Below are 20,006 nucleotides of genomic sequence, written 5' to 3'. Positions count from 1 at the left end.
AGTTCCTCCTAACGAGAAAGCGTGTCGACAATGCCGACGATAGCCAGATCAATGGCCTCATTAGGGCCGGAGAAAACGTGTCTGGCGCTGGACCCGCTGCTGAGTAATACCAGTTCGCCGGTCCCCGCGCCGACAGAATCAACAGCGACTTCATCTCCACTCACTGGAGACGCAGGAAGCTCTCCGTCAGCACTTACCCGACGTACCAGCAACAGTTTTTTTCCCACCAGTGATGGAGATTTTTGCGTGGAAACCACAACGCCTGTAACCCGTGCCAGATGCATAGCTCACTCCTGCTTAATTAGTTGGACATTTCGCAGACTGACAGCTTCCTGAGCCAGAGCCGTCACGACACATCGACGGCGTAGCACCAGTACGCCATCCCTCAATTGGGCGACGTCGGCATAGCTGAGAAGCTTCTCAGGATGCAAAAAGATGATTCGCCCCAGTTCGTCACTGAATTCCAGCGGCAGACGCGCTAGTTTTTTCACGGGGATTGCGGGTAACAATCGGTGTTGTAGTGAAATCTTCACGCGGACTCCGCATGCCAGCACGTCGTGAATCGTTACCACCGACATGTTGACTGGGCAGCCTTCGGCAATTTGCTCCAGTAATGGCAGGTCCACTTGCTGGAGATGGAGCGACGAGTACTGGCAGCATACTGTCCGTGAATCGATTTCCCGTAACTGCGCGACGCTAAGAGTGAGCGTGCTTTCCGCGCGTTTTTTTAATCGGGAAACAACCTCCTCGATAATGCGTTGCAGCAGTTCGTTGTTCATCGTGAGGTCACCAGTGTGGCGAATGCCTGGGGATTATCAGCGCCTGCAGCATTGGCTTCGTCTGTATCGATATGCATTTCGAGGCGCATATCCGGCGAAACGCGTACGGCGACGTTATCGAAAATCAGTCGACGTTCATCGCCATTAATGGCGACCGAGACTTTATCACCATGGGAAACTCGCAGAATCAGAGCATCGAGCGGCGACATATGGATATGCCGTTGGGCAACGATCACCCCGGATGCTAAGTCCAGTTCAGCAAATGGGCTGACAAGACGAACACCGGGTGTGCCCTGAATATTGCCCGACATCCGCAGCGGAGCAGCAATTCCCAACGTGCGGGCGTCGGTACGGGAAATTTCGACCTGGCTGGTATTGCGCAGCGGACCGAGTAAACGCACATTTTTTAACTGACCTTTTGGCCCCACCAGCGTGACAGTCTGCTCTGCTGCATATTGTCCTGGCTGCAGCAGCTCTTTTTTCTCACTAATTGGGTGATTGGGAAACAAGCGACCGTAATCTTCAGCGCACAGATGAATATGCCGATTAGAGATCCCCAGCGGAATCGGGCGCTCGCGCATTTCATCCAGAACCTTAGCGACAGTGGTTTCCAGTTGCTGTTTATCCATCACGCTTCACCTCGTTTGCCGGAATGAAGACAAAGTGTGCGCGGCTCACCTTTTTGGCGAGGGCAGGCAGGATCAAGACACAAATTGCAGCTAATCAATTCTGCATCTTGCGGTGCTTCGGGTGCCGCATGGTCTACAAATATCTCTTCATGCGGTATGGCTGGTATGGGTTCGGGCGTTGGTTCAGGCTCCAGGACAACACTATGCGACAGGATCCCGTCCCCGGGTCTGGAAATGACTTTGTGAGCCACCAGTCCATCTCGCTGGTCAGCGAAACTGACACCAGTGGAAATGGCCGCCTGGACGGAGGCCACATCCCCGATTATCTTGATCACCGTCCAGCCCGAACCGTTGGTTTTTTCGAGGCCCACCAGCGTGATGGAGGCGGCTTTCGCCATGACGTCCGCGCAACTGATGGCTAATGCCAGACCACTAACTTCAAGTAATCCCAGTGATTGCTTCACGCTGTGCTCCTTGGTTGCAACGACTTATGCGGATTTAGGTAAAATGGCTTCAACGTCGCTGTGCGGACGCGGGATAACGTGGCAGGATTTCACCTCGCCAACGGCGCTTGCGGCTGCGCTTCCAGCATCTACGGCTGCTTTCACCGCGCCGACATCACCGCGAACCATAACGGTGATGAGGCCAGAGCCGATTTTTTCGTAACCAACCAACTGCACGTTTGCGGATTTCACCATGGCATCAGCGGCTTCAATAGCGCCGACAAGCCCTTTTGTTTCAACCAGTCCCAGTGCGTTATTCATACTGCTTTTCTCCTGTGGGTTATGAGTGGCATTCCCGGAACGGAATGCCTTTAACCAGCCGCGCAGCGTTGTTACCAATGCTGCGGCGATCGTGGCTATTTTGTTGATACGTCAGCGTAAAAAGCGGTGCTGATGAGGGTAAGTTTTTGTAGTGCACGACCAGTTTTTCACGGCTACAGCCAATACCAACCAGCAATGGTGATTGGCAGGCGGCCAACCATGCGTTGTGGATAACGTCAGTTGAGTCATTCTCCTGAATCACAAAGGGGATCCCTTCTTCTTCAATACCCAGCAGTACGTCATTCCAGACGTCAGCGCAGTCAGCACTGGTGAAGATAACGATGGCTGGCGTGGTGAGATTACTTTCCATGAGCGAATGCCTTATGCCAGGAGAGAATCAGCCCTGTCGCAACCGCATTGCGCGGACCTTCGGTACCACGAATATTGCCGCGCCCGGCAACCAGTCGATAATGCGCCAGAGCATCGGTGACCAGCTGCGGAACTTCAAAATCCAGGGATGAGCCGCCAACCAGTACCACAAAGGGAATATCCCGAATGTTCCCGGTCGGACTCACCTGACGTAGCGCTCTGAGTGCGTTAGTAACGAAAACGCGTTCCTTAGCACTTCGACGAATGGCTCGTACTTTCTCCAGCGCCAGTTCACCCGGCAGTGGCACCAGTTCATCGGGCTTCACTACGCACACGCGCGCAAAAACCGTTGGCGGGAGAGGCGTAGGGAAGAACTGAACGCTGCCGTCTTCGTGGCGAAGATGGAACAAGCTCTCAACTTTCGCCAACGGATACTTTTTAATCTCTTCCGCGAGGTAACGGTCATCCAGACCCAGTTCACGGGCAATGATCATCGTGACCATATCGCCTGCACCCGCCAGGTGCGTGGCAATAATTTCGCCCTTAGGATTGATGATAGAAGCGTCGGTTGAACCCGCGCCGAGGTCCAGAATAGCCAGTGGTCGCGTGGTGCCCGGAGTAGTTAAGGCCCCCAGAATGGCAGCTTCGGCTTCGGCCCCGCCAACCTGGACGTCAATGTTGAGCTTTTGCGTGATCTCCTGGGCAATCATCGCCATTTGCAGGCGGTCTGATTTCACCATGGAGGCTATGCCGACAGCTTGTTCCAGCGAGAACTCACCGGCAAGTCCACCCGTCACGCTGACAGGAACCGAGGTATCGACCGCCAGCAGATCCTGAATAAAAATTTCATGACTGGGTTTATTGGTTAATTCAGCCATCGTCTGGCGCACATGCTCCAGCATGCCGCCAATATTGGTGCCAGCTTCTCCAGTAACGTTATCCAGTTTCGGGCATTCACCAACCGCTTTCATAATCGCTTCGGCGCCCGCTGCAACGTCGACCCGTACTGTACGACCCTGAGACTGTAGCTCCAGATTTCCGGCAGGAATCGCTCGCGCTTTCACATCACCTGACGGCGTTTTCACCACCACGGCTGAACGGTTGCCGATCAGCGCCCGTGCCATCGGAACAATGTTTTTAGTCTCATCGGCATTGAGGCCAAAGACAGTTGCAATACCGTAGGGGTTAGAAAGCGTTTCAATAACCTTTCCTGGTACGGCGACCTCAATGGCAGCCAGCATCCCCAACGGGATACGGTCAATATGAAGGACTTCATCGACGATGGGCAGGGGATGAGTCAGACGATTACTGACCAACACACCATCGTCCTGCTGCAAAATAACACCAGTCAACTGGTATCCGGCACGGACGGAGGCATTAATCATCGTAGCAACATCGGCGAAATCAAATGCCGATGACACCACCAGAATATAGGGCGTATCCGCCGGGCGACTGAGAAGGTCTTCCGGCGTAATAGTGACGCCCACGCCTAACCCGACACCGCCCGGTGTTTTAGGGTTATGGCCGATCATGGTGGATTCAGTGATGATGGTTTCGGTTATTGTTTCCATCGCCACGTCGCCAATGACCGGGGTGGCTTCGTTAATACGGATGAGCGAAATATCGCTGACATTGATACCGGCGTTTTTTGCCGCCAGCGTAAGGGCCTCCTGAATGCCAAACACATTACGTAATGTGCCCTTAATTCCGGTGGTTTCTGCCAGCGCGCTGCCGGTGATGCTCAGCACGCCAGACTCATCCAGAGTAGCCAGAGCAACTTCCGTTGATGAGTTGCCTATGTCAATGCCAGCTATATATCGCATGATCCTGTCCCTGAGTTAGTCGTCGCCTTTGAGTTTTTTACGCTCAACGTACAGCGCTGCCGCTTCACGAACGAAAGCTGCACAGATTTTTGCCTGATAACGATTTTCGAGATCGTCGGCGATAGCCATCAGCTCATCTTTTGTTGAGCGGTACGGGCGCAGCGCGTTGTAGATCTCAAGAATGCGATCGTCAGGAACAGCGGTTAGCTCGGCAGCGCGCTCAAAGTTCATCGCCAGCCTGTCACGTCCGGCATCTTTGGCGATTTCCGCCTGGAGGCGCAGTGTTTCAGGAGTGATGCGCATGTCCTGCGCGGTCACTTTGTTGCTCAGAACATTTTCAAGCGTGAAGTCGTCCAGCGTTTTGTTGGTCGCAGTTTTTACCCACTCAGGATGTTTATTCGCGAGAGGGTAATCCGTGACTTTCGCGGTATGTGCTGATGAACTCGCCGCGGGCGGAGTCGCGGACTCGCCTTGCAGGCTGTTCATCCGGCTCAACACATCCCGAACCATCGATTCAATTGCGTCGGTATTCATGGAGGTATCCTTTATCAAAGCGCCACGCGCAGTTCCTGCGGGTTTTTGCCTGTCACAACGTATTTGGTCTCTTTAATGTGCAGAATGGCTGATTTCGCCTGGTACTTAGGACGAGCCATCTGGTCATTCAGCGTAGGGACCGGTTGCGGGGATTCACGCTTGGCATAACGCGCGGCGTTTTTACCGATCTGACGATAGGTTTCCAGCGTCAGAAGCGGTGCCTGAGGGAACAGCTCCAGGTTTGAAAGCGGCGGTAACCCCTGCTGGTGGATAACCGTCGTGCCTTTTGACTGGATACCGATAGAGATCCCGGAACCGCTCAGACGGTTACCCTCAACGGCAACAAAAGCCACATCGGAGGATTTAAAGCAGCGGATAACGCGCGCTTTAATGCCTTCTTCTTCAATACCGGCAATCACTTCGCGCAAGATATTCTTATGCGGGATCCCAACAATATTGACGGTTTGTGACAGGCCAAACGCCGGCCCTACGGCAATAATCACTTCGTCCTGTTGCTGGCCTTGTTTGGCTTCACCAATCTCGGTCAGAAAGCTGTCGCCCTGTGCCGTAGCAGCCTGAGGTGCGCTTGCCGCTGTAGATGTACGGAAAGAGACGGGTTTGTCGCTGGTCTGCATTTCAGACAACACATCTTCAATTATCTGACGCAGCAGTTTTTCATTAATTTCCATTTTTCACCCCTTAGCCAAGCTCGTTGGGATCAAGTGCGCCAGGGATGTTTTTGATCTCTTCCCAGCGTTCGCCTTGCAGGCGATAACCTGTTGCCGGACCGGCATAGTCGTTAACATCATTGACAGCGGATAGCACCTGTCCGTCGCCAACGATAATGGCGGAGGTATGCAGGTAATCCCCGGTTAACTTGGCTTTCTGGATGTTGAGCATGTCCTGAGCGACATCGGTAAATCCGCCCTGAGCAAGGGCTTTCACCACTTCCAGACCGTTACGGTTTTTGTTGATGATCTCTTGTGCAAACTTGATATCTTCAACGATGTTACGTTCCGGCATATCTTTCGAACCGTGGGCGTAGGTCGCCGCTTCCACTTCTTCATCAGTGATTGGCGGTAATCCCATCCCGGCAAAGACGGCCTGCAGCGCACGCGCCGCTTTGTTACGAATGGCGATAACGTCTTCTTCACGAACCGGGCGCAGACCACCGTCTACTTTCAGGTCACGCTGGAGAACGTTGTAGTCGTCAAAATCTTCAGCATCCTCGTTCGAACCCGCAAACATGTTGTCGTAGTTCGGCACTGCGGAATAACCAGAAGAAATGAAGTCAGTACCCGGCAGGAACTGCATCAGCAGACGCGCAGTACGACGCATATCCGAGTGGGTAAAGGTTTGGTCGTTGCTGGAGGCGCATTCCAGATCCAGAGAGGAGCAGATCAGGTTTTCAGCCAGCACTGCACGAATTCCTGACGGCACGGCGGAAGGGACTCCGATGCAGCTTACGGAACCGTTTTGCAGACCCTGTACGCCAGCAGCTTTGGTGATGTAAATACAGCGGGCTTCCAGATAAAGCATCGATTTGCCTTCGGCGTAACCCATCTGAACTTCTGAACCAGAGCCGGAGGTAAAGCGCATTTTCAGACCACGGGATGCGTAGGACGAGGCGAGGAAGCCTTTAGACCATGGCGTGTCATCGCCGTCGGTAAAGACGGGTTCAGTACCATAGACGGAGATAGTTTCAGCGTAGCAAGTGTGGCCTAGCATCCCGAGTTTGAGTTCGGTTGCTTCTTCCAGAGAACACTGAGTTAACACGCCCGGGCGTCCAACCTGTGAGCCGACTAACAGCGCAATGGCGTTAAATGGCGCATAACGCGCAACGGCAACGGTCGTTTCCTGTTCGTCAAACCCGCGCCATGCGCCTTCAGCGGCATCAGCGGCAATTTGCACGGGGTTATCTTTGACATTAGTGACGTGCGCTTGTTGAGATGGTGTACGACGAGCACGCATTTTCTGCATGGCCATCATCATCTCAACGACGTTCATATGGGACACGACTTCGACAATTTTTGCCGGCGTCATTGCGGTGGTCAGCGGCACAATGTCTTTGCGCTTCACGTTGGGATCGCAAAGCATATTGGCCAGTTTGACTGAATCCATCGCCATGACTTCTTCAGCGCGTGCCAAGTTAATGCCGTAGCGGGCAATGAAATGGTCGATTAAGTCAAATTCACTGGCGGATTTACCGTCCAGTTCAGTGACTGTACCGTTGACGATTTTAATCGACGGTTTGGGGTCGTTCGGGCTTTCCATCGCAATGAAGCCTTCTTCGATCCACTCCTTAACGAAGCCATCCTGATTCACAGGGCGCTTCGCCAGTGCTTCAAATCTTTTCGATCTCATGAATCAGCCTCACTGATATCAGATGTAGGACGGACGATCGTTTTTCGGCTCTGAGCCGAGGGTCCCGAGTACGGTTTTACCGATTTCACGGGCGGAGATAACAGCCTGACGAACAGCGCCAGAGTCACCCGAAATAACCAGAATGGCTTCGTTACTGAAGCTGGTGCCATGAGCAGGGGAGCTGTAAGCCACAACTTCCACGTTGGCGGATTTCAGGGCAGTATCAGCCATCAGGACACCAACGGATGCTGGTGCGCCGACGATGACGCCACAGGCACGACCAATCGGTGCGCCAAAGGCTTTTTCCAGCGCGTAGCTGGCGCGTGCGGTGTACTGCATTTCGATGTGACCGGCTTCGTTGGCATAAACGTCGCCAAAGGTGCGATCCAGTTCTTTCAGTGCGACTTCAATGCCGCGTTTCACGTCAGAAACATCGTTGCCGCCAAGAATAATCAGCGAGCCATGACCTGCGCCGCCTTTGGTATCACGTGGTAACTCAATACTGACGACTTCAGTATTGGTGGCTTTCACCGCTTCATCGGCGGCCATGATGTGCGGGCCTGCGCCAGTACGGGCGCCAAGGATGCCAATGGAGCGATAGCGTTTTTCAAGTTTCATTGCGTCCAGTAGGGCACTGTCTACGTTGGCGATTACCAGACCGACGGTGTCGCCAATCGCGGTACCGACAAACTCCGTTAAACTGCAGCTTTTCTCTGCCATAGCCGTTTCTCGTGTTGGGTGATTATTTTCTGGGATAGCCTGCTGTTCTGGCGTTGCCACACGAGCAATCACCTGCGCCATGATCTGTTCAACCAGTTCATTGCTGCTCATTAGCTAATTCCCTTCGGTAAGATTTTTTCTACATCGGTATGCGGGCGTGGGATAACGTGTACGGCTTTCACTTCTCCCACATTACGGGCTGCGGCGGCACCGGCATCTGTTGCTGCTTTGACTGCGCCGACATCGCCGCGGACAATAACTGTTACCAGCCCCGAACCAATTTTTTCGTAGCCGACCAGCATTACATTGGCTGACTTCACCATTGCATCTGCGGCCTCTATGGCTGCAGTTAAGCCTTTGGTTTCTACCATTCCTAACGCTTCTTGTTGCATAAAGACCTCGCCTGGGTTGTCCCGATTTTCATGACTATAAAAAGAAGCGAGGAAAAAGAATGGCTGAGTTGAAAGTAAGAGTGAAAAAATAGTGGGGTAACGGTGAGATAAAATTGCTGTGAGTTATTGTAATGCTATGTTTTTATTTGTTATTTTAATTTTCATCGATATGACTATTTGGTTATGTTAATTCCATATTTACACTTTTCTGAGTGACAGTTTAAATATCATTTGCTATGCGAGAAAAATGAAATTGTGATGATCGTTTGAAAATGGAATTCTGCTGTTCGCAATATTTTATTATTTTGAAAATGTACTTTTAATTGGGTGAATCCACGTTTTGTCGCCTGTTTTAATAAAGGTGATAGCAAAAATTTGCTATCACAACACGATTTTTAAGGGTATGTCGCTTGCAGATTGCCAACAATTTGCCGATACAGATTTTTATAGTAAGTCTTGAAGTAACCTTCCTGCCAGCAAGGAGTCCGCTGGTAAAGACACGAACTCTGCTTAGAAGGTGTCACAATGAACGATTCACTAAGAGCGCAATGTATTGCTGAGTTTTTGGGTACCGGGCTATTTTTGTTTTTTGGTATTGGGTGCCTGAGCGCCCTGAAGGTCGCGGGTGCCAGTTTGGGATTGTGGGAGATCTGTATCATATGGGGCTTGGGGATCTCGCTTGCAGTTTACCTGACAGCCGGGATTTCTGGGGCCCATCTCAATCCCGCTATTACCATCGCACTTTGGTTGTTTGCCTGTTTTCCTGGCCGTAAAGTACTGCCTTATTCTGTCGCTCAGATAGCGGGTGCCTTTGGTGGCGCTATGCTGGCCTATTTGTTGTACGGCAGTTTATTTATTGAGTATGAATCAGCCCACCAAATGGTACGCGGCAGTCTGGAAAGCCTGCAACTTGCCAGTATTTTTAGCACGTATCCTGCCGCCGCACTGAGTGTCTGGCAGGCCGCACTGGTCGAAGTGGTGATTACCTCCATTCTGATGGGGATGATTATGGCGCTAACGGACGACGGTAACGGTGTTCCCAAAGGCCCTCTGGCACCACTGTTGATTGGTATTCTGGTTGCTGTTATCGGCGCATCAACCGGTCCACTTACCGGTTTTGCGATGAACCCGGCACGTGATTTTGGTCCTAAATTGTTTGCCTGGATGGCCGGGTGGGGTGATGTTGCGATGACCGGTGGGCGCGATATCCCTTATTTCATCGTGCCGATTGTGGCTCCCATCATCGGCGCCTGTGCGGGCGCAGCAATTTATCGTTATTTTATTGGCAAAAATTTACCGTGTAATTCGTGTAAGTTGGAGGAAAACGAGAGCTAGCTTCATGAAAGATGTTTATTATTGAAAGGTAAAAACTGTTTTCGTGATCCGGTTTCCTGAACGGCTTAAAAAGTCTCCCAAGAATGGGAGACTTTTGTTATGTTCAATGCTGACTTTCATCAGAGCGCTGGATCGCGAGATGAAAATGAATGTGTGAATAATATGTTTTATTTATAACAATAAATTAACTGAGAGGTTTTATCATGATTTCTGCGAGTGCCCTGAACTCAGAACTCATTAATAAAATCGCACAGGATTTTGCACAGGCCACCAGTCTGGCTGTTGTGGTTGTCAATATTCACGGTGATGAAATTTCTGAGCTTTTTAATTTCACTCCTTTTTGCCAGTTGATGCGCCAGCATCCTCAGCATAGTACGCGTTGTCGTATGAGCGACCGCTGTGGCGGGTTGGAAGCCTCTAAGTCCGATCAACCTTGCATTTATCGCTGCCATGCCGGGCTTACCGATTTCTCAATTCCGCTGGTCATCGCGGGACACCTGGTAGGGTTTGTGCTTTGTGGACAAGTACGCTTAAGTAACGATGTAGGCCTCGTTGATATTCTCAACGTCGATGACCGCTGGCAAGCCGATCCAGAGCTGGTCAACGAGTTCCGTAATGTACCTGAGATGGACTATTCTCGAGTCATTGCCTCAGCGGATTTACTTAAGCTCATCGTCGAAAATTGCCTTAAGAAACAACTCAATTTTGTTGTTATCAAAGATAACCCGCAGCAGTCAGAACCTGTACGCGCTAACCGCAGTACCAATCCGCATGACAGTAAAATGAAAAAAGCCCTGCGCTATATTGATGCGCATTTATCAGACGAGCTACGTCTGGAAGATGTTGCCTCTCATGTTTTCCTTAGCCCGTACTATTTCAGCAAATTGTTCAAAAAATATCAGGGTATCGGTTTTAACGCATGGGTAAACCAACAGAGAATGGCAAGTGCCAAAGAGTTGCTTTGCCACAGTGACTGGAGCATAGCCAGCATTGCGCGTAATTTAGGCTTTTCGCAAACCAGCTATTTTTGCAAAGTGTTCCGTCAAACGTATCAGGTTACGCCGCAGGCATTTCGCCAGCAAATTAATGTCATTTCACGCGGAGAGTCCGCTTAAATAGCAATATTTTGCTATTGCCGATTTTTGATATGTGGTGCTATGCCCGTCATTATAAAATGAAAAATAATGACAGCTGCCAATAAATTGTCATAGCGCAACAAAATAATGGTATTAGAGGGATAAACTGCACCAGTTTTTATTTTTGTGATGAGATACAGTGTCTGTGTGAATGACTTTCTTTATTCTTAGCTGATACTTTCATTCAAAAAGTGAACGTATGAATATGTGGGAAAAGGCCAGGAAATTGGCTGAATGAATTTGGAAAGATATTAAACTGAATTATTGTCATGAGGTCGTGAATTTACCTCATAACAGAGAGCTTAGTTAACCAGGCTCTTGAACTGACAGGTTTGCCACATATGTGGTAGGGAAGGGGGTGAGAATCCCCCGCAGCCCCCGCTGCTGTGATGCTGACGACCCCGTATGGACCACTGATCGCAAGATTGGGAAGGACGGGTGAGGATGACGCTAAGCCAGAAGACCTGCCTGTCAGTGACTACCAACAACTTCGGTGGGAAGTGGGTGGTTCAGATGCATACAGTCGAGAGACTGGGTATCTCTACACCCCTACCACCCTGAACAGGATCAGGGTATGGCGGCCAATTTTCACGCATTTGTTCTTGCAGGTACCGGAAGCGGCTGTGGTAAAACCACGGTGACGCTGGGCTTGTTGAGCTTGTTGAAAAAACGCGGTTTGCGCGTCCAGCCTTGCAAAGTGGGTCCTGATTACCTTGATACCGGCTGGCATACAGCGGTATGCGGTACTGCTTCCCGCAATCTTGATAGCTTTATGCTTCCCGTCCCCACGCTGAACGCTCTATTCAATGAGCAGATGCAACATGCGGATATCGCCGTTATTGAAGGTGTGATGGGGCTGTATGACGGCTATGGTACCGACCCAAACTACTGCAGCACCGCCGCGATGGCTAAACAGTTAGGCTGTCCGGTCATCTTACTGGTTGATGGCAAAGCCGTTTCCACCTCAATCGCCGCAACGGTAATGGGTTTTCAGCATTTTGATCCCACCCTGAACATCGCCGGCGTTATTGTTAATCGGGTTAACAGCGAAACGCATTACCAGTTACTGAAAGTCGCAATCGAACGTTACTGCGATGTCCCCGTCTTAGGTTACGTACCCCGTATGGATGGGGTTGCCCTTCCCGAACGACATTTGGGTTTAGTCACCGCACGTGAGTCGGTTATCAATCAGCAACCGTGGCAGGAGTTTGCTGCCACGCTGGAGCAAACCCTTGATATTGACGCACTGCTGACATTAAGCCAGTCAACCAATCTTCCTGCTGGCGAATGGCCCGCGCTGCCTGCCGCAGATGCTGGAGCAGGGCTAACGCTTGCAATTGCCGATGACGAAGCCTTCAACTTCTACTACCCGGACAACATTACGCTGCTGGAACGTACGGGGCTTAATATTGTTCGTTTTAGCCCGTTGCACGACACCTGCTTACCCGACTGTCAGATGATCTGGTTAGGTGGCGGATATCCTGAGCTACACGCTGCGGTGCTGGCTCGCAATGTCTCGATGCTGAAGCAACTGCGAGCGGCACATCAACGTGGCGTCGCGATTTACGCAGAGTGTGGGGGGCTGATGTATCTCGGCAGTTCGCTTGAGGACAGTAGCGGCGATACCTGGCTGATGGCGGATATCATTCCCGGCCACAGCAAAATGGGAAAGCGTCTGACCCGATTTGGCTACTGCGAAGCGCAGGCCGCACAACAAACATTGTTAGCAGCAGAAGGCGAAGTGCTGCGCGGGCATGAATTCCACTATTCCGATTTTACCCCTGAAACGCCAGCGGTGATGAACTGTCGCAAAGTGCGCGATGGTAAAACGCTGCAAGCCTGGTCCGGCGGCTGGCAGGTCGGAAACACCTTCGCCAGTTATCTACACGTTCATTTTGCTCAACGTCCGCAGATGCTTAGCCACTGGCTGACAGCCGCGAGGAGCGCGCTATGACGATCCTTGCGTGGTGTGTTGCCTGGCTGCTTGATTTTATCATCGGTGATCCGCAGAACTGGCCGCATCCGGTGCGCTGGATTGGCAATCTGATTTCTGCCGTGCAGCGAATTATTCGGCGTTATTGTCATAGCGACCGTGCGCTGCGCATTGGTGGCGCGGTGATGTGGATTGTGGTGGTTGGTCTGACCTGGGCTGCGTCCTGGGGCGTGCTGGTACTGGCAAAATCTGTTCATCCCTGGTTGGGTTGGGTGGTAGAGGTATGGATGATCTTTACCGTGCTGGCCGGGCGATGCCTGGCGAATGCCGCACTGGATGTCGAACGTCCTCTACGGGCCGGTGACCTTGCTGCGAGTCGGGAAAAACTGTCGTGGATAGTGGGGCGTGATACCTCGCAACTGCAACCGCAACAGATCAATCGTGCGGTGGTGGAAACCGTGGCTGAAAACACCGTAGACGGCATTATCGCGCCGCTGTTTTTTCTCCTTCTCGGCGGTGCGCCCCTTGCGATGGCCTACAAAGCGGTAAACACCCTTGACTCCATGGTGGGCTACAAACATGAAAAATACCGCGCTATCGGTATGGTCAGCGCGCGTCTGGACGATGTCGCGAACTTTATTCCTGCAAGACTGAGCTGGCTGCTGCTGGGCGTGGCGGCATTTTTATGCCGTAAAGACGGCTCGCGAGCTTTACAGATTGGCTGGCGCGATCGCTACAACCACAGCAGCCCAAACTGTGCGTGGTCAGAGGCATCCGTAGCCGGGGCATTAGGCATTCGTCTGGGTGGTCCTAATGACTACTTTGGCGAGCGCGTTGAGAAACCGTGGATCGGTGATGCGCAACGCGACATTTCGGTAGACGACATTTCCCATACGATTCGACTGATGTGGGTGGCATCGACGCTGGCACTGGCGCTGTTTATTGCGCTGCGGTGGCTGTGGGCCGGTGTAGCCTGAGGACAACATAATGCAATATATCCAGCAACCCCAGGCGATTGAAGCCAAAAGTTTCGACATTATTGGCGAGATCATCCGTGAAACCCGTCCGGACTATCAGTTTGCCAGTCCGTTACATGAAGCCATTATCAAGCGGGTCATTCACACGACGGCAGATTTCGACTGGCTGGACATTCTGTGGTTTTCCAGTGATGTGCTGGAGCAGTTTTGTGCGGCGCTTAGCCGTTCGAGCGTGATTTATACCGACACCACGATGGCGCTTTCCGGGATCAATAAAACGCTGCTGGCAAAATTCGGCGGTGAATGCCGCTGTTACATCAGTGACCCGCGGGTTGTGCGCACGGCAAAAGAGCAGGGTATTACCCGGTCCATGGCTGCTGTCGACATTGCGGTGAAGGAAGAGGGGGAAAAGCTGTTTGTCTTTGGCAACGCGCCAACAGCGCTGTTTCGCCTGCTTGAGCATGATGTCGCTGTCAGCGGTGTGGTTGGCGTACCGGTCGGGTTCGTTGGTGCAGAAGAGTCGAAAGATGCATTGACCCAAAGCAAGTTGCCCGCCATTGCCGCGTTAGGCCGTAAAGGGGGGAGTAATGTCGCTGCCGCTATCGTCAACGCCATGCTTTATCACATGCAGGGGGCGCGATGAGCGAGGCCTTCGATACGCCGGTGTGGCACAACGGTAAAGCGCTGCGTAAAGGATATACCACGGGATCGTGCGCCACGGCGGCGGCAAAAGTGGCAGCGTTGATGGTATTGCGCCAACACCTCATCCATCAGGTTTCCATCGTCACGCCTTCCGGGGTGACGTTGTGCCTGAACGTTGAGTCGCCACATATCGAAGGGCAGCAGGCGATAGCCGCCATCCGCAAAGACGGTGGTGATGATGTGGACGCCACACATGGGATGCTGATTTTTGCGCGCGTGACGTTAGACGATAGTGGCGTGATTGCCTTACAGGGCGGTGAAGGGGTTGGTACGGTAACCCGCAAAGGGATTGGCCTACCGGTCGGTAGTTCGGCGATTAACCGTACACCTCGCCAGACCATTGAATCTGCCGTCCGCGAAGCGATTGGCCCAAATCGTGGGGCGCAGATTGAAATCTTCGCGCCAGAAGGCGAAGAACGGGCGCAAAAAACCTACAACTCCCGCCTTGGCATTCTGGGCGGTATTTCGATTATCGGCACCACGGGTATTGTCACGCCGATGTCGGAAGAGAGCTGGAAACGTTCGCTGTCGCTGGAGCTGGAAATTAAGCGGGCGGCTGGGCTGGAGCGTGTCGTACTGGTGCCGGGAAACCACGGCGAGCGTTTTGTGCGCGAGCAGATGGGTATCGACACCCAGGTTGTGGTCACCATGAGCAACTTTGTCGGCTACATGATTGAAGAAGCCGTACGTCTTGGATTCCGGCAAATTGTGCTGGTGGGACATCCCGGTAAGCTCGTCAAAATCGCGGCGGGGATCTTCCACACCCATAGCCATATTGCCGATGCCCGTATGGAAACGCTGGTGGCTCACCTCGCGCTACTTGGCGCACCGCTGGAGCTGCTGACGCTGGTCAGCGAGTGCGATACCACCGAAGCGGCGATGGAGCATATCGACGCATACGGTTTCCAGCACATTTATGACCATCTGGCTCAGCGCATTTGTATGCGTGTTCTGCAAACATTGCGCTTTACCAAAAATCCACCGACCTGCGATGCCATCATGTTTTCCTTTGATAATCAGGTTCTTGGCAGTAATCGTCCGGTCGCAGAAATTGCTGAGGAGATGCAATGTTAACCGTTGTAGGGATGGGCCCCGCCGGTTTGCATTTGATGACGCCTGCGGCACGTGAAGCGGTCGCGGTGGCGGATGTTCTGGTCGGTGGAAAGCGGCATTTGCAGCAATTCCCGGATTTTGCCGGTGAACAGTTTGCTCTTGGCGCCAATATCCCGGAACTCCTGAGCTGGATTAGCGCGCACCAGGAGAAGCATGTTGTGGTACTGGCATCTGGCGATCCGCTGTTTTACGGCATCGGGACGCGCATGGTGGCGCATTTTGGTATTGAGAATGTGCGGATTATTCCCGGCATTAGTGCGGTGCAGTACCTGTGCGCGCAGTCCGGCATTGATATGAACGATATGTGGCTGACCAGTAGCCATGGCCGCAGCGTCTGTTTTGATGAGCTGGCGCGACATAACAAGGTAGCGATGGTGACTGATGCGCTGTGTGGCCCGCGTGAAATCGCGCAGCAGCTCATTGCCCGAGGCAAGGGGCATCGCTGGATGGTGATTGGCGAAAACCTGGCGATGGAAAACGAAAAGATCCATTTCCTGCCTGTGCGTGAAGTTAACGCCGACTATGACATGAATGCAGTGGTGATCCTCGATGAAAGATGAGCTGTTTCTGCGTGGAGAGAAAGTGCCGATGACCAAAGAAGCGGTACGCGCACTTGCCCTCTCAAAACTTGAATTACACCGCGCCAGTCACCTGATTGATATAGGCGCCGGAACCGGCAGCGTGTCGATAGAGGCGGCGTTGCAATATCCCGGATTACGTGTCACGGCCATCGAACGTAACCCGGCGGCGCTCAGGTTGTTGGATGAAAACCGCCAGCATTTTGCCTGCGCAAATATCGATATTTTTCCCGGCGTTGCTCCCATGACCATCGCGGAAAAAGCCGATGCCATTTTTATGGGCGGCAGCGGTGGTCATCTGACCGACCTGATTGACTGGTCGATGCGCCAATTGCATCCCGCAGGGCGTTTGGTGATGACATTTATCCTCCAGGAAAACCTCAACACCGCACTAACACATCTGGACCATCTTGGCGTACAGGGAGTGGATTGCCTGCAGCTACAGGTTTCCTCGCTTACCGCGCTTGGCAGTGGTCACTATTTTAAACCGAATAACCCCGTATTTGTTATCGCCTGTCAGAAGGAAGGAAACCATGTCTGAGATTTTTGATCCCCGTAGCGTGTGGTTTGTTGGCGCAGGTCCTGGCGATCGCGAGCTGATTACCCTCAAAGGTTACCGGTTGCTGCAGCAGGCGCAGGTTGTTATCTACGCCGGATCGCTGATTAACACCGAACTGCTGGAGTATTGCCCTGCTGGTGCTGAATGTCACGACAGTGCCGAACTGCATCTGGAGCAGATTCTTGATCTGATGGAAGCCGGAGTGAAAGCGGGTAAGACCGTCGTGCGTCTGCAAACCGGCGATGTCTCGTTGTATGGTTCCGTGCGCGAGCAGGGCGAGGAGCTGACCAAACGCGGGATTGACTGGCAGGTGGTGCCCGGCGTCAGCGCGTTCCTCGGCGCGGCGGCGGAGCTGGGCGTTGAGTATACCGTGCCCGAAGTTTCACAGAGCCTGATCATTACGCGCCTGGAAGGCCGCACCCCGGTACCAGAGCGTGAACAGCTGGAGTCTTTTGCCAGCCACCAGACATCAATGGCGATATATCTTTCCGTCCAGCGTATTCATCGGGTGGCTGAGCGTCTGATTGAAGGTGGCTATCCGGCGACCACGCCCGTGGCGGTGATCTATAAAGCAACCTGGCCGGAAAGCCAGACCGTACGCGGGACCCTGGCGGATATTGGCGACAAGGTTCGCGATGCTGGCATCCGTAAAACGGCCCTTATTCTGGTCGGTAATTTCCTGGGCTCGGAGTATCACTACTCCAAACTCTATGCGGCGGACTTTAGCCATGAATACCGTAAAGCCTGAGTCAATTGCGCTTTTTTGCCTGACTCCTGGCGGCGTTGTGCTGGCGAAACGTCTGGCAGCTATGCTGCCGGTTACCTGTTTTACCAGTGAAAAGCTGCTGGAGGAGGGGTTTATTCCCTTCGAAAACGGCTTTGCGAATACCGCTCGCGAAGCGTTTACGAATTATTCGGCGCTGATTTTTATCGGGGCGACCGGCATTGCGGTGCGCGTACTGGCCCCGCTGGTCAACGACAAGTTTTGCGATCCGGCGGTGGTGGTCATTGATGAACGTGCCCAGCATGTCATCAGCCTGCTCTCCGGTCACGCGGGCGGTGCTAATGCGTTGGCACGTTATCTGGCGGGCATGTTGGGCGCCGACCCGGTTATCACCACCGCGACGGATGTGAACGATATGGCGGCACTGGATACGCTGGCATTTCAACTGAATGCCCGAATGAGTGATTTCCGTTCGGCGGTGAAGATCGTCAATCAGATGTTGGTCAGCAATAAGCGGGTTGGGCTGTGGTGGGATGACGAACTGACGCAGGATGTCAGCCATTGCGACCGGCGCGGATTTATTACGGTCACCGATCTCAACCAGCTCCCTGAACTGGATGCGTTGGTGTGCATCACCTTACGCACAAATTTACCTGAGCTGCCTGTTCCGCACTGGAAGCTGGTGCCGCAGCGGGTTGTGGCCGGAATTGGTTGTCGGCGTGATACGCCGTTCCCGCTGCTGGCTGCGCTGCTTGCCCGCCAACTCGAAGCCCAACAGCTCGATCCGCTGGCGCTAAAAGCGATTGGCAGCATCACGCTGAAAAAAGATGAACAGGGACTTATCCAACTGGCTTCATGCTGCCGCGTTCCTTTCGAAACCTTTACTGCTGACGCGCTGCGTGAGCATGAGCACCGTTTTCCGGCCTCATCGTTTGTTCGCAAAACGGTGGGTACAGGAAGCGTTTCTGGTCCTGCAGCCTGGCTGTTGAGCCACGGACAACTGTTAGGCGAGACCCTGCGAGAACAGGGCGTCACTATCACTTTGGGAGTTTCACACTGATGTTAAGCGTAATTGGAATTGGCCCTGGCTCGCAGGCAATGATGACCATGGAAGCCGTTGAAGCACTGCAGGCAGCGGAAATCATCGTTGGCTATAAAACCTACACCCATCTGGTAAAAGCGTTCACTGGCGACAAGCAGGTGATCAAAACCGGGATGTGCAAAGAGATTGAACGCTGTCAGGCGGCGATCGAACTGGCGCAGGCGGGGCACAACGTGGCGCTGATCAGCAGCGGTGACGCGGGGATTTACGGTATGGCCGGGCTGGTGCTCGAGCTGGTCAGTAAGCAAAAGCTGGACGTTGAGGTCAGGCTAATCCCAGGGATGACCGCCAGCATTGCCGCCGCCTCTTTGCTGGGTGCGCCGTTGATGCACGATTTCTGCCACATCAGCTTAAGCGATCTGTTAACGCCGTGGCCGGTTATCGAAAAACGCATCGTTGCCGCCGGTGAGGCCGATTTTGTTATCTGTTTCTACAACCCGCGCAGCCGGGGTCGCGAAGGACATCTGGCGCGCGCATTTGAGCTGTTATCTGCCAGCAAGAGCGCACAAACGCCGGTTGGTATTGTGAAGTCAGCCGGACGTAAAAAGCAGGAAAAATGGCTGACCACGCTGGGTGAAATGGACTTTGAGCCGGTTGATATGACCAGTCTTGTGATCGTGGGCAATAAAACAACCTATGTTCAGGACGGCCTGATGATCACGCCACGAGGTTATGTGCTGTGAATTATGGTGATGTGCTGGTCATGGGCGGCACCAGTGACGCGCGCATGCTGTGCCAGCAACTGGATGCGGCAAACGTGGCCTACACCCTGTCCGTTGCGACCCCGACGGGAAAGCAGCTGGCGGGAGACATCAAAGGCCAGGTGCGCTGCGGGCGTCTGGAACGTGAACAAATGATTGCCTGGCTACAGGAAAATCAGACGCGCTGGGTGATCGATGCCTCGCATCCGTACGCCGAGGTGGTGAGTCGCAACATTATGAATGCCTGCGAAGCGGCGGGCGTACTGCTGAGCCGCTACCAGCGCCCTGAGCAGTTGAGCGGATTAACTCACCCGCAGCTTTATACCGTACAAAGTATTCCGCAAGCCTGTGAGGTGGCGCGACGCTTCGGCGATCGCGTGCTGTTGACGACTGGCAGTAAAGATCTGGCCATCTGGCGCGAAGGGTTGCCTGAAAAAACGCTGCTGGCGCGCGTTCTGCCTGTACCTGAGGTCATTCAGCAATGCGCGGATCTGGGATTTGGCGTCGGTGAAATCTTCGCACTGTGTGGGCCGTTTAGCGCCGAGTTCAACGCCGCGTTTTATCGCCAGTGTCAGGCTGATGTGGTGATCACTAAGGCTTCAGGCGCTGAAGGTGGTTATCAGGAAAAAGTTCAACCCTGTCTGGATGCCGGTATCCCCTGCATCGTGATTACACGTCCGGCACCGTTGGTGACGGGAGACGAGTTACTGGAAAGTCAGGCCGCCTTTGCGGCGCGTTTAACGCGCTGGCTGGCCGCGGCTTAAGGAGTTAG

24 protein-coding genes and 1 riboswitch are annotated in these 20,006 nt (G+C 53.1%); of the genes, 12 read left to right on the top strand and 12 right to left on the bottom strand.

Translation table 11 applies throughout. The annotated features are described in order from the left end of the window. Nucleotides 1–8 precede the first annotated feature (8 nt). From SK34_RS02780 to pduA, 12 genes are read right to left on the bottom strand one after another with little or no spacing between them, the layout of a single operon-like run. Entirely contained in the window at nucleotides 9–284 is a 276-nt protein-coding gene (locus SK34_RS02780) for a EutN/CcmL family microcompartment protein (RefSeq protein WP_003030211.1), read from the bottom strand. A gap of 3 nt (nucleotides 285–287) precedes the next feature. Further along, nucleotides 288–779: a microcompartment protein PduM gene (pduM, locus tag SK34_RS02775; protein ID WP_003844248.1), complete on the bottom strand. Its 492-nt coding sequence runs from the start codon at nucleotides 777–779 to the stop codon at nucleotides 288–290. Further along, nucleotides 776–1,408, bottom strand: a complete 633-nt coding sequence (locus SK34_RS02770) for a phosphate propanoyltransferase (protein WP_003839005.1) — start codon at nucleotides 1,406–1,408, stop codon at nucleotides 776–778. Before SK34_RS02770 ends, pduM begins: the two co-directional genes overlap by 4 nt. Next, the gene (locus SK34_RS02765) at nucleotides 1,408–1,872 is read right to left on the bottom strand and encodes a BMC domain-containing protein (RefSeq protein WP_016150574.1); all 465 of its coding nucleotides are present in this window, start codon (nucleotides 1,870–1,872) and stop codon (nucleotides 1,408–1,410) included. The genes SK34_RS02770 and SK34_RS02765 overlap by 1 nt, the downstream gene beginning before the upstream one ends. Before the next feature lie 24 nt (nucleotides 1,873–1,896). Beyond that, nucleotides 1,897–2,172, bottom strand: a complete 276-nt coding sequence (gene pduJ / locus SK34_RS02760) for a propanediol utilization microcompartment protein PduJ (protein WP_001057752.1) — start codon at nucleotides 2,170–2,172, stop codon at nucleotides 1,897–1,899. Nucleotides 2,173–2,191: 19 nt separating this feature from the next. Further along, on the bottom strand, nucleotides 2,192–2,542 hold the full coding sequence (locus tag SK34_RS02755; protein ID WP_003844243.1) for a glycerol dehydratase reactivase beta/small subunit family protein: 351 nt from the start codon (nucleotides 2,540–2,542) through the stop codon (nucleotides 2,192–2,194). Continuing rightward, entirely contained in the window at nucleotides 2,532–4,364 is a 1,833-nt protein-coding gene (locus SK34_RS02750) for a diol dehydratase reactivase subunit alpha (RefSeq protein WP_003839013.1), read from the bottom strand. The genes SK34_RS02755 and SK34_RS02750 overlap by 11 nt, the downstream gene beginning before the upstream one ends. A 15-nt stretch (nucleotides 4,365–4,379) precedes the next feature. Beyond that, nucleotides 4,380–4,898 carry a propanediol dehydratase small subunit PduE gene (gene pduE / locus SK34_RS02745; RefSeq protein ID WP_003030243.1) on the bottom strand — a complete coding sequence of 173 codons (519 nt, stop codon included), beginning with the start codon at nucleotides 4,896–4,898 and terminating at the stop codon, nucleotides 4,380–4,382. Between the two features lie 14 nt (nucleotides 4,899–4,912). Continuing rightward, nucleotides 4,913–5,587, bottom strand: a complete 675-nt coding sequence (gene pduD / locus SK34_RS02740) for a propanediol dehydratase medium subunit PduD (protein WP_048232281.1) — start codon at nucleotides 5,585–5,587, stop codon at nucleotides 4,913–4,915. 10 nt (nucleotides 5,588–5,597) lie between these two features. Beyond that, complete coding sequence (pduC, locus tag SK34_RS02735) at nucleotides 5,598–7,262, bottom strand: propanediol dehydratase large subunit PduC (protein WP_003030249.1); 1,665 nt, start codon at nucleotides 7,260–7,262, stop codon at nucleotides 5,598–5,600. 18 nt (nucleotides 7,263–7,280) lie between these two features. After that, a complete protein-coding gene (pduB, locus tag SK34_RS02730; RefSeq protein WP_003030252.1) occupies nucleotides 7,281–8,093 on the bottom strand; it encodes a propanediol utilization microcompartment protein PduB in 813 nt (270 codons plus the stop codon). Then, on the bottom strand, nucleotides 8,093–8,374 hold the full coding sequence (gene pduA / locus SK34_RS02725; RefSeq protein WP_003030255.1) for a propanediol utilization microcompartment protein PduA: 282 nt from the start codon (nucleotides 8,372–8,374) through the stop codon (nucleotides 8,093–8,095). The genes pduB and pduA overlap by 1 nt, the downstream gene beginning before the upstream one ends. A 525-nt stretch (nucleotides 8,375–8,899) precedes the next feature. Here pduA and pduF point away from each other — a divergent pair. The 12 genes from pduF (at nucleotide 8,900) to SK34_RS02665 (ending at nucleotide 19,998) form a co-directional block, all read left to right on the top strand. Continuing rightward, a complete protein-coding gene (gene pduF, locus SK34_RS02720) occupies nucleotides 8,900–9,709 on the top strand; it encodes a propanediol diffusion facilitator PduF (RefSeq protein ID WP_003030258.1) in 810 nt (269 codons plus the stop codon). Nucleotides 9,710–9,912: 203 nt separating this feature from the next. Then, on the top strand, nucleotides 9,913–10,824 hold the full coding sequence (gene pocR, locus SK34_RS02715; protein WP_003030260.1) for a transcriptional regulator PocR: 912 nt from the start codon (nucleotides 9,913–9,915) through the stop codon (nucleotides 10,822–10,824). A 332-nt stretch (nucleotides 10,825–11,156) separates the two neighbouring features. Continuing rightward, a riboswitch (cobalamin riboswitch) is annotated at nucleotides 11,157–11,331 on the top strand. An 88-nt stretch (nucleotides 11,332–11,419) separates the two neighbouring features. Beyond that, nucleotides 11,420–12,799: a cobyrinic acid a,c-diamide synthase CobB gene (locus SK34_RS02710; protein ID WP_048232279.1), complete on the top strand. Its 1,380-nt coding sequence runs from the start codon at nucleotides 11,420–11,422 to the stop codon at nucleotides 12,797–12,799. Next, entirely contained in the window at nucleotides 12,796–13,755 is a 960-nt protein-coding gene (gene cbiB / locus SK34_RS02705; protein WP_048232278.1) for an adenosylcobinamide-phosphate synthase CbiB, read from the top strand. The genes SK34_RS02710 and cbiB overlap by 4 nt, the downstream gene beginning before the upstream one ends. 10 nt (nucleotides 13,756–13,765) lie before the next feature. After that, on the top strand, nucleotides 13,766–14,398 hold the full coding sequence (locus tag SK34_RS02700) for a cobalt-precorrin-8 methylmutase (protein ID WP_003030267.1): 633 nt from the start codon (nucleotides 13,766–13,768) through the stop codon (nucleotides 14,396–14,398). Next, entirely contained in the window at nucleotides 14,395–15,531 is a 1,137-nt protein-coding gene (gene cbiD, locus SK34_RS02695) for a cobalt-precorrin-5B (C(1))-methyltransferase CbiD (RefSeq protein ID WP_003030269.1), read from the top strand. Before SK34_RS02700 ends, cbiD begins: the two co-directional genes overlap by 4 nt. Continuing rightward, the gene (locus SK34_RS02690; RefSeq protein ID WP_032949563.1) at nucleotides 15,525–16,130 is read left to right on the top strand and encodes a cobalt-precorrin-7 (C(5))-methyltransferase; all 606 of its coding nucleotides are present in this window, start codon (nucleotides 15,525–15,527) and stop codon (nucleotides 16,128–16,130) included. The genes cbiD and SK34_RS02690 overlap by 7 nt, the downstream gene beginning before the upstream one ends. Continuing rightward, nucleotides 16,120–16,689 carry a decarboxylating cobalt-precorrin-6B (C(15))-methyltransferase gene (locus SK34_RS02685; RefSeq protein ID WP_003030273.1) on the top strand — a complete coding sequence of 190 codons (570 nt, stop codon included), beginning with the start codon at nucleotides 16,120–16,122 and terminating at the stop codon, nucleotides 16,687–16,689. Before SK34_RS02690 ends, SK34_RS02685 begins: the two co-directional genes overlap by 11 nt. Then, nucleotides 16,682–17,455 (top strand): cobalt-precorrin-4 methyltransferase, encoded by a 774-nt coding sequence (locus tag SK34_RS02680; protein ID WP_003030275.1) that lies wholly within the window; start codon nucleotides 16,682–16,684, stop codon nucleotides 17,453–17,455. The genes SK34_RS02685 and SK34_RS02680 overlap by 8 nt, the downstream gene beginning before the upstream one ends. Next, on the top strand, nucleotides 17,436–18,491 hold the full coding sequence (cbiG, locus tag SK34_RS02675) for a cobalt-precorrin 5A hydrolase (protein WP_003030276.1): 1,056 nt from the start codon (nucleotides 17,436–17,438) through the stop codon (nucleotides 18,489–18,491). Before SK34_RS02680 ends, cbiG begins: the two co-directional genes overlap by 20 nt. After that, nucleotides 18,491–19,216: a precorrin-3B C(17)-methyltransferase gene (locus SK34_RS02670; protein ID WP_003030278.1), complete on the top strand. Its 726-nt coding sequence runs from the start codon at nucleotides 18,491–18,493 to the stop codon at nucleotides 19,214–19,216. Before cbiG ends, SK34_RS02670 begins: the two co-directional genes overlap by 1 nt. Next, nucleotides 19,213–19,998 carry a cobalt-precorrin-6A reductase gene (locus SK34_RS02665; protein ID WP_003844233.1) on the top strand — a complete coding sequence of 262 codons (786 nt, stop codon included), beginning with the start codon at nucleotides 19,213–19,215 and terminating at the stop codon, nucleotides 19,996–19,998. The genes SK34_RS02670 and SK34_RS02665 overlap by 4 nt, the downstream gene beginning before the upstream one ends. Nucleotides 19,999–20,006 lie beyond the last annotated feature (8 nt).

The sequence above is a fragment of the Citrobacter sp. MGH104 genome, assembly GCF_001034485.1.
GTDB lineage: Bacteria > Pseudomonadota > Gammaproteobacteria > Enterobacterales > Enterobacteriaceae > Citrobacter > Citrobacter freundii.
Note: the sequence above shows the minus strand (reverse complement) of the source record. Positions and strands in the feature narration are given on the sequence as shown.